Source organism: Succinivibrio sp. (assembly GCF_045124615.1).
Classification (GTDB): domain Bacteria; phylum Pseudomonadota; class Gammaproteobacteria; order Enterobacterales; family Succinivibrionaceae; genus Succinivibrio; species Succinivibrio faecicola.
In genome coordinates, this window is sequence record NZ_JBGVMC010000166.1 from 1 (window position 1) to 2,099 (window position 2,099).

At 35.7% G+C, this 2,099-nt stretch carries 2 protein-coding genes; both read left to right on the plus strand.

What is annotated here, in order from left to right:
* Window positions 1-1,410: N-acetylmuramoyl-L-alanine amidase (locus tag ACJML3_RS04425; RefSeq protein ID WP_406020956.1), on the plus strand; the 1,410-nt coding region annotated here is incomplete at its 5' end.
* 5 nt (window positions 1,411-1,415) lie between these two features.
* The coding region (gene mutL / locus ACJML3_RS04430) for a DNA mismatch repair endonuclease MutL (protein ID WP_406020958.1) at window positions 1,416-2,099 on the plus strand (684 nt) is incomplete at its 3' end.

Below are 2,099 nucleotides of genomic sequence, written 5' to 3' on the forward strand. Positions count from 1 at the left end.
AGTTTGGCAAAAAAGACTGATAATACTGATGTTCGCTATATCTTTACAATTAAGGATTGTAAAGTTGCAAGACCTTTTACTCTAGCTCCTGCAAAAGGCACAAACTACAGACTTGTTCTTGATTATATTCATAATGAAAAAGCTTCAGCTGCAGTTGCAAATAGCAATAAAAATCAGAACAGTAACGATGTAAAAAAGGTAAATAGCAGTCAAAACGAAAAAATTGATACAGCAATTCCCCTTAAAGAGTATGAAAGAAAACTGTTTATTGAATATTCAACAGTAAATAAAGATGGCATTCGTTCAATGAATGCAAAAAATGCTGTTATCTATAATCAGAAACTTAAGGCATTAAGAAATGATTATGAGCTTGCTGCAAATCAGAAAAAGCCAAGCAAGAAAGAAACAGTAGCAAAAGTTGTTGATTCTAAAAAGAAAAATAATGCAGAAGTGGAAGAAGAGGTTAAAGAAACCATAGCACCTCCAGTTCCAGTGAAAGCAACCCCTATATCAAGACCTTTTATTATTTCTGTTGATGCAGGACATGGAGGAAAAGATCCTGGCGCAATAGGAAAAAGAGGTGTAAAGGAAAAGAATGTAACCCTTGCTATCAGTAAGGCTTTAGTTAATTACATCAATTCAAATCCTAAGTTTAGAGGTAATCTTGTAAGAAGCAGGGATATTTTTATCGATCTTGATAAGCGTTCTGATATTGCAAGAAAGAGAAAAGCAGATCTTCTTATTTCAATTCATGCAGATTCTGTAGAATCAGGCAGCTCTACAGCAAGAGGTGCAAGCGTACTTGTACTGTCAGAAAACAGAGCTCAAAGAGAGAATGGAAAGTTACTTAAGAACAAGAAAGATTCTAAAAAACTAATTGGTGGTGCAGGTGAGGTGATGGATCAGAGCGTAGGCAATCCATATCTTGCAACTGCAATTCTTGATATGTCATCAACAAACTCAAGATCAGAGGGTAACTTACTTGCAAAGGAAATTCTCTCTTCTTTAGCAAAATTCACTCATGTCAGAAAAACAAGTCCTATAAAGGCATCACTTGCAGTTTTAAAAGCTCCTGATATTCCTTCATTGCTGATTGAAACAGGATATTTATCAAACAGATATGAAGAAATTCAGCTCAATCAGCCTAATTATCAAAAGCAGATAGCTTACCGTATATATCTTGGTATTAAGTCCTACTACGAAAAGTATCCTGCTCAGAAGATCAAATCAAGAGTTGAGTCATATACAAGAAATCAGAAGTTATCAGGTTATAAGAGCGTAACAGTTAAGAAAGGCGACAGTCTTTCTCTTATTGCAAAGAGAAACAAGACAACTGTCAGCGAAATAAAGCGAATTAATTCATTAAAATCTGATAGTCTTAAGATAGGTCAGGTTCTATATATTCCGTAAAAAACATGCCATCTATTAAAGTTCTTCCTAAACAGTTAGCAAACCAGATTGCAGCAGGAGAGGTTGTTGAAAGACCTGCTTCTGTTGTAAAGGAGCTTTTGGAAAATGCTGTTGATGCAAAAGGAACTCATATCCTGTGTGAAATCAAAAATGCAGGTAAGCAGTTAATAAGAATTAGAGATAATGGTATAGGTATTGTAAGGGATGAACTGCCATTAGCTCTTGCACCTCATGCAACTTCAAAAATCTCAACAGTCGAAGATCTAAATGCCATTGTTACATTAGGTTTCAGAGGAGAAGCTCTTGCATCTATAGCTTCAGTGTCAAAACTGACTTTAAGCTCAAAAACAAAAGAACAGGAACATGGATACTGTGTAAGAGTTGAAGGTCTTGAGCAGAATCCTGTTGTAGAGCCTTTTGCTCATCCTGAAGGAACAACAGTAGATGTAGCAGAGCTATTTTTCAATACACCTGCAAGACGCAGATTTTTAAAATCAGACAGAACTGAATTTCTCAGAATTAAAGATATCTTTACAAGAGTTGCTCTTGCTCATCCTGATATTGGCTTTGAACTTATAAGCGATTCTAAAAGTGTAGTTCGAGTCTCTCCATCAAAAGTTGAAAACGGCATCGATTTAAGACGTACTGCAACATTATTGGGGGCTGATTTTTCATCAGGTGGAATCAGT